We start from the raw sequence: 7,367 nt of genomic DNA on the forward strand, positions 1-7,367 counted from the left end.
TCACAAATTTTTTGAAAAATATGAAAAAAACATGTAAAAAACAGAACTCCAGTAAAAGGTCTTAAAATCGATTTTAAGACCTTTTACTTTTTTTTGAGTGAATTAATTAAAACAGCATAAAACTTCTTAAAACGAAAAATACAACGAGTTAATTTGTTTTATCTATTAAAAAAGGGTATAATAAAGAGGTGTTTCTAGCATGAAAATGAGGGATGAATGTGAAACAAAAAATTTTTTTAGAAACAGAGTTCATGACACTTGGTCAGTTATTGAAAGAGATCAATCTTATCTCTAGTGGTGGACAAGCCAAGTGGTTTCTAGCGGAAGAAACAGTATTTGTAGATGGTGAGTTGGAAAACCGCCGCGGCCGAAAGCTCTATCCAGGAATGATGATTGAAATTCCTGAGGTAGGAACTTTTTTTATGGTCAAAAATAAGGAAGAACAAGATGCGGCTGAATAAGCTTGAGTTAAGAAATTTTAGGAACTATCAAGAACTTGTCTTGGAATTTCCCAACCGTTTGAATGTCTTTCTAGGAGAGAATGCGCAAGGAAAAACCAATCTTTTGGAAAGTATTTATGTTTTAGCATTGACCCGCAGTCATCGAACCAGCAGCGAACAAGAACTAATTGGTTGGCAGGATGACTTTGCTCATATTAAAGGACGGATTGAACGAGGAACTAGCGGTTTAGAATTAGAATTATTGCTGACCAAAAAAGGCCGTAAATCGAAAGTCAATCACATTGAACAAAAAAAATTGAGCAGTTACATAGGTCAATTAAATGTCATTTTATTTGCGCCAGAGGACCTTTCTTTAGTGAAGGGGAGTCCGCAAATCAGAAGACGATTTATTGATATGGAGCTAGGCCAAATTAATCCAGTCTATCTCTATGATTTGGCTCAATATCAGCAGACGCTAAAGCAGCGTAATCTTTACTTGAAACAATTATCTGAAAATAAACAGACTGATGAAATATATCTGGATATCTTAACAGAACAATTAGTTGATTTTGGCAGTAAAGTTTTAGCGAATCGTTTGCAATTTGTCAAAAAACTAGAATATTGGTCTAACGATCTTCACAGCAAGATTACAAATCAAAAAGAAAACCTTGCGATAGAGTACGATGCTAGTATTTCGTTAAAAAGTGAAGACGTTGAAGAGATACGAAAGGTGTTTCTAGATGAGCTGCAGAAAAATCGTAAGCGAGAAATCTTTAAAGGCAATACATTTTTAGGGCCTCATCGAGATGACTTGATATTTAAAGTTAATCAGCAAAATGTACAGACTTATGGCTCACAGGGACAGCAACGTACTACGGCATTAAGTGTCAAATTGGCTGAGATCGATTTGATGAAAGAAGAAACAGGAGAATATCCGATTTTACTATTAGATGACGTCATGAGTGAACTGGATGATAGTCGCCAGATTCATTTATTAGAGACAATTGAAAACAAAGTACAAACGTTTTTAACAACGACGACGTTGAATCATGTTAAAGGAAAAATGACGGTTCATCCGGATATTTTTTATGTCCATCAAGGACAGATAGAAAGGAAAGAAACGTAGATGACAGAAGAGGAAAAGAGTTTACTAGAACGTGCGCAAGAGTACGATGCCAGTCAGATCCAGGTACTGGAAGGGTTAGAAGCCGTTCGGAAACGCCCAGGAATGTATATTGGCTCGACAAGCACGGAAGGGTTGCATCACCTGGTATGGGAGATTGTAGATAATTCCATTGATGAAGCGTTAGCTGGCTTTGCGTCACATATTCATGTAGTGATTGAAGAAGATAATAGTATCACTGTCAGTGACGATGGTCGTGGGATTCCAGTAGATATTCAAGCAAAAACTGGACGTCCAGCCGTTGAAACAGTTTATACCATCCTGCATGCAGGCGGGAAATTTGGCGGTGGCGGATACAAGGTATCTGGAGGGCTTCACGGTGTAGGGGCTTCCGTTGTTAATGCCTTGTCTACAAGCTTAGATGTACGTGTCTTCAAAAATGGTAAAATCTATTTCCAAGAATACCGTCGAGGTGCGGTTGTAGATGATCTTAAAGTGATAGGAGAAACCGAAAAGCATGGAACAACGGTTCACTTTATCCCAGATCCTGAGATTTTTACTGAATCAACGATTTTCAATTTTGATAAATTAGCAACACGTGTACGAGAGTTAGCTTTCTTAAATCGCGGGTTAAAAATTTCAATTGAAGACAAACGTGAAGAAACGCCTGTTTTACGCGAATATCATTATGAGGGCGGAATCAAGAGCTACGTTGAGCATTTAAATCACAGTAAAGCTGTGATTTTCGATGAGCCTGTTTATGTAGAAGGCGAGCAGCAAGATATTACGGTTGAAGTTGCGATGCAGTATACAGATGGCTATCACACCAATATCTTAAGTTTCGCTAATAACATCCATACCTATGAAGGTGGTACGCATGAGTTTGGATTCAAAACCGCTCTGACAAGAGTAATAAATGATTATGCTCGTAAACAAAAAATCATGAAAGACAATGATGAAAATCTTTCTGGTGAAGATGTCCGTGAGGGATTAACAGCTGTAATCTCTATTAAACATCCAGAACCACAGTTCGAAGGGCAAACAAAAACAAAACTTGGTAATTCTGAGGTTCGAACAGTTACTGATCGCTTGTTCTCAGAGAATTTTATGAAGTTTTTGATGGAAAATCCATCTGTTGGGCGACGAATTGTGGAAAAAGGCATGTTAGCTGCTAAAGCACGACTAGCCGCTAAGCGGGCTCGTGAAGTAACACGCCGAAAAGGTGCATTGGAAATAAGTAATTTACCAGGTAAATTAGCCGATTGTTCAAGTAATGATCCAGAAAAATGCGAATTGTTCATTGTCGAAGGGGACTCCGCTGGTGGTTCTGCGAAGCAAGGACGCAATCGAGAATTTCAAGCAATATTACCAATTCGCGGGAAAATTTTGAATGTTGAAAAAGCATCAATGGATAAAATTTTAGCGAATGAAGAAATTCGATCGTTGTTTACAGCAATGGGTACTGGATTTGGCGCAGATTTTGATGTGTCAAAAGCTCGCTATCACAAATTAGTCATTATGACCGATGCCGATGTCGACGGTGCGCATATTCGAACATTGCTATTAACCCTGTTCTATCGTTATATGCGTCCCATCGTGGAAGCTGGCTACGTTTATATTGCTCAGCCGCCATTGTATGGGATTAAGCAAGGTAAAAATATCACGTATATTCAACCAGGCAAAAATGCCGAAGAAGAATTGGTCCAAAAAATATCAGAATTACCTGCGACACCAAAACCAAACGTTCAACGTTACAAAGGTTTAGGTGAAATGGATGATCATCAACTATGGGAAACAACAATGGATCCAGAAAATCGCCTGATGTTGCAGGTCAGTGTCGATGACGCGATCGAGGCCGATCAAGTTTTTGAAATGCTGATGGGAGATCGAGTAGAACCACGTCGCGCGTTTATCGAAGAAAATGCGCATTATGTTAAGAACTTGGATATTTAGTAAGGAGGATCAATTTGGAAGATCGCAGAGAAAATATACAAGCCGTCAATCTAACCAGTGAAATGAAAGACTCCTTCATTGATTATGCAATGAGCGTTATTGTAGCTCGGGCTTTACCAGATGTACGGGATGGATTGAAACCCGTTCATCGTCGAATTTTATATGGAATGAATGAATTAGGGGTTACACCAGATAAACCCCATAAAAAATCAGCTCGTATCGTTGGGGATGTAATGGGTAAGTATCATCCTCACGGCGATAGTGCGATTTATGAATCAATGGTGCGGATGGCTCAAAGTTTCAGCTACCGCAATATGTTAGTCGATGGTCATGGAAACTTTGGTTCTGTCGATGGTGACGGCGCTGCAGCAATGCGTTATACCGAAGCACGTTTAAGCAAGATTGCGATGGAAATGTTACGAGATATCAATAAGGATACTGTTGATTTTCAAGGAAACTATGATGATAGTGAGCAAGAACCGATCGTTTTACCAGCACGTTTCCCGAATTTACTAGTTAACGGAGCAACTGGTATCGCAGTAGGGATGGCAACAAATATTCCACCTCATAATTTGCGGGAAGTCACAGCAGGCATCGAGTTATTAATGGAAAATCCTGAAGCAACCACGCAAGAGTTGATGGAATGCATCCCAGGACCAGATTTTCCAACGGGCGGCTTGGTTATGGGGAAATCAGGTATTCGTCGTGCTTATGAAACGGGTAAAGGATCGATCACGGTACGCGCGAAAATCGAAATTGAAGAACAAAAGAACGGCAAAGAACGTATTATTGTAACCGAGTTACCATACATGGTTAATAAGGCAAAACTGATTGAACGTATTTCTGAACTGCACCGGGATAAACGGATAGAAGGAATAACTGATCTGCGTGATGAATCTTCTCGTGAGGGGATGCGTATCATTATTGAAGTTCGACGAGATGTTAGTGCTTCTGTTATTTTGAATAACTTATACAAAATGACTTCTTTGCAAACTTCGTTCAGCTTCAACATGTTAGCAATTGAAAAAGGTGTTCCAAGAATTCTGAACTTAAAACAGATCTTGGAAAATTATATCGAACATCAAAAAAATGTAATCACTCGTAGAACTATTTTTGATAAGAAAAAAGCTGAAGCACGTGCACACATTTTAGAAGGACTGCGAATTGCGTTAGATCACATTGATGAAATCATTGCGACTATTCGAAACTCAGCGTCAGATGATATTGCAAAAGCCACTTTAATTGAACGCTTTGAGTTATCTGATCGTCAAGCACAAGCAATCTTAGACATGCGTCTGCGCCGTTTAACGGGCTTAGAACGTGAGAAAATTGAAAATGAATATCAAGAGCTGCTGAAGACAATCAGCGACTTAGAAGACATTCTAGCGCGTCCTGAACGTGTAGAAGAAATTATACGAACTGAATTAGCAGAAGTTGCTGCTAAATTTGGCGATGATCGTCGAACGGAGTTATTAGTCGGTGAAGTTTTAAGTTTAGAAGATGAGGACTTGATCGAAGAAGAGGATGTTGTTATCACTCTAACCAATAATGGGTACATTAAACGAGTGGCTTCGACAGAGTTCCGTGCACAACGTCGTGGCGGGCGTGGTGTTCAAGGAATGGGAATTCACGATGATGATTTCGTAAAAACTTTGATTTCTTGTTCGACGCACGATACCTTACTATTCTTCACTAATAGCGGACGAGTATACCGTGCGAAAGGCTATGAAGTTCCTGAATACGGTCGTACTGCAAAAGGTATTCCAATAATCAACTTGTTAGGAATTGATTCAAATGAAACCATTCAAGCTGTGATCTCAGTTAATGGGCAAGCAGAGGATGGTCACTTCCTATTTTTCGTAACGAGAAAAGGAACGGTTAAGCGGACGACTGTCACAGCCTTTTCAAATATTCGTGCTAATGGCTTAATTGCAATTGGATTACGCGAAGGTGATGAATTGGTGAACGTGATGTCAACTGAAGGTGATGAAACCATTATTATTGGTACTCACGATGGCTACTCAGTAACATTTAAAGAAGAAGCTGTTCGCGATATGGGACGTACAGCAAGTGGTGTTCGTGGCATTCGCTTACGCGATGAGGATTATGTGATTGGCTCCGCTGTATTGAAAGAGGAGCAAGAAGTTCTGGTCATCACTGAAAAAGGATATGGTAAACGAACAAAGGCTACAGAGTATCCAGTTAAAGGCCGTGGTGGTAAAGGAATCAAAACAGCGAATGTAAAAGATAAAAATGGACCATTAGCTGGGTTAACTACTGTAAACGGCAATGAAGATATTTTACTGATCACTGACAAAGGGGTCATTATTCGCTTCAATGTCGGCGGTGTTTCACAAACAGGTCGAGCTACTCTAGGTGTACGTCTGATGAAGATGGAAGAAAATACGAAAGTTGTGACTATGGCAATCGTTGATACAGAGGACGAAGAAGCTGATGATGTAGAAACGATGAATAATATTGAAACATCTGAGGATATTACAAAAGATACAGAAGAATAAATTTTTAAAGACTGAGAGCAATCTCAGTCTTTTTTCGTAACTTTAGATAAAGAAAGATTTGATTTTTGTAGGACGATTATGTATAATGAATATTTGTGAGTAGTCTATATATTTTTAGATCGCTCTCCTTGCTCTTAAGAAAGTTAAGAGCCTTATAGTCCATAGGGAGGTGAAAATCAATGAGTCAAAACACGAAGTATGAAATCACATACATCATTCGTCCGAACATTGATGAAGAAGCAAAAACTGCTTTAGTAGAACGTTTCGATACAATCTTGAAAGATAATGGAGCAGAAATTATCGATTCAAAAGATTGGGAAAAACGCCGTTTCGCTTACGAAATGAACGGATTCCGTGAAGGCATCTACCATATCGTCAATGCAACTGCGCCAACAACAGCTAGTGCAGTTAACGAATTCGATCGTCTTGCAAAAATCAACGACGATATTATTCGTCACATGATCGTTAAGATTGAAGAATAATTGTTTCACGTGAAACAATTGACGAGAAGGGAGCTGGCTTTACTTTGATTAATAATGTTGTACTAGTTGGTCGTTTAACAAAGGATCCTGATTTACGCTATACAGCAAATGGGACAGGTGTTGCAACGTTTACTTTAGCGGTGAATCGTAATTTTACGAATCAAAGCGGTAATCGTGAAGCAGACTTTATCAACTGTGTGATTTGGCGGAAATCAGCTGAAACTTTAGCTAATTATGCGCGTAAGGGAACTCTTTTAGGTGTGACTGGCCGTATCCAAACACGAAATTATGAAAATCAGCAAGGACAACGGGTCTATGTGACAGAAGTTGTTGCTGAAAATTTCCAATTACTGGAATCTCGTACTGCAAGTGAACAACGTCAGCAGAATCCAAGTTCTGATGATAGCTTCCAAGGCGGGGGAAATAATTTTAACAACAATTATAATCAATCCTCTCAGTCAGCTAAGAACACTATGCCTGACTTCGATAGAGATTCAGATCCATTTAGTGGGTCCTCCATCGACATTTCAGATGATGATTTACCATTCTAATAATTGAATAGGAGGGAAACGGAATGGCACAACAAAGAAGAGGTCGCAAACGTCGTAAAGTAGACTATATTGCTGCTAATCATATCGAATATATCGATTATAAAGATATCGAATTACTAAAACGTTTCATTAGCGAACGTGGTAAAATTTTACCTCGTCGTGTAACTGGAACAAGCGCTAAAAACCAACGTAAATTAACGATCGCTATTAAACGCGCACGTATTATGGGCTTATTAGCATTCGTTTCTGAAGACTAAAGTGTTATTTAAAAAGGCTCTTCGTCAACTAGTGTTGGTGAA

General features: G+C 39.1%; 7 protein-coding genes. All 7 read left to right on the forward strand.

Annotated features, from left to right (window positions below; genetic code table 11):
• The first annotated feature begins 218 nt into the window (after positions 1 to 218).
• The 7 genes from yaaA to rpsR all read left to right on the forward strand — a co-directional run bounded on the left by yaaA (position 219) and on the right by rpsR (position 7,325).
• Positions 219 to 461 carry a S4 domain-containing protein YaaA gene (gene yaaA, locus RV13_RS17020; RefSeq protein ID WP_010747417.1) on the forward strand — a complete coding sequence of 81 codons (243 nt, stop codon included), beginning with the start codon at positions 219 to 221 and terminating at the stop codon, positions 459 to 461.
• On the forward strand, positions 448 to 1,566 hold the full coding sequence (recF, locus tag RV13_RS17025) for a DNA replication/repair protein RecF (RefSeq protein WP_010747416.1): 1,119 nt from the start codon (positions 448 to 450) through the stop codon (positions 1,564 to 1,566). The genes yaaA and recF overlap by 14 nt, the downstream gene beginning before the upstream one ends.
• Positions 1,567 to 3,516, forward strand: a complete 1,950-nt coding sequence (gene gyrB, locus RV13_RS17030) for a DNA topoisomerase (ATP-hydrolyzing) subunit B (RefSeq protein ID WP_028020630.1) — start codon at positions 1,567 to 1,569, stop codon at positions 3,514 to 3,516. It begins immediately after the preceding gene.
• Positions 3,517 to 3,530: 14 nt separating this feature from the next.
• A complete protein-coding gene (gene gyrA / locus RV13_RS17035; protein WP_010747414.1) occupies positions 3,531 to 6,035 on the forward strand; it encodes a DNA gyrase subunit A in 2,505 nt (834 codons plus the stop codon).
• A gap of 179 nt (positions 6,036 to 6,214) precedes the next feature.
• Positions 6,215 to 6,517, forward strand: coding sequence for a 30S ribosomal protein S6 (gene rpsF, locus RV13_RS17040; RefSeq protein WP_010742561.1), 303 nt, complete (start codon positions 6,215 to 6,217; stop codon positions 6,515 to 6,517).
• A 44-nt stretch (positions 6,518 to 6,561) separates the two neighbouring features.
• A complete protein-coding gene (gene ssb / locus RV13_RS17045) occupies positions 6,562 to 7,068 on the forward strand; it encodes a single-stranded DNA-binding protein (RefSeq protein WP_010747413.1) in 507 nt (168 codons plus the stop codon).
• Between the two features lie 23 nt (positions 7,069 to 7,091).
• Positions 7,092 to 7,325 (forward strand): 30S ribosomal protein S18, encoded by a 234-nt coding sequence (gene rpsR / locus RV13_RS17050; protein ID WP_010747412.1) that lies wholly within the window; start codon positions 7,092 to 7,094, stop codon positions 7,323 to 7,325.
• The last annotated feature ends 42 nt before the right edge of the window (positions 7,326 to 7,367 follow it).

The organism is Enterococcus raffinosus (assembly GCF_001886185.1).
GTDB classification, from domain to species: domain Bacteria; phylum Bacillota; class Bacilli; order Lactobacillales; family Enterococcaceae; genus Enterococcus_A; species Enterococcus_A raffinosus.

Excerpts from the sequence above, each read along its gene's own strand:
- rpsF (WP_010742561.1), top strand. The coding sequence starts at position 6,215 with ATGAGTCAAAACACGAAGTATGAAATCACATACATCATTCGTCCGAAC.
- recF (WP_010747416.1), top strand. The coding sequence starts at position 448 with ATGCGGCTGAATAAGCTTGAGTTAAGAAATTTTAGGAACTATCAAGAA.
- rpsR (WP_010747412.1), top strand. The coding sequence starts at position 7,092 with ATGGCACAACAAAGAAGAGGTCGCAAACGTCGTAAAGTAGACTATATT.
- gyrB (WP_028020630.1), top strand. The coding sequence starts at position 1,567 with ATGACAGAAGAGGAAAAGAGTTTACTAGAACGTGCGCAAGAGTACGAT.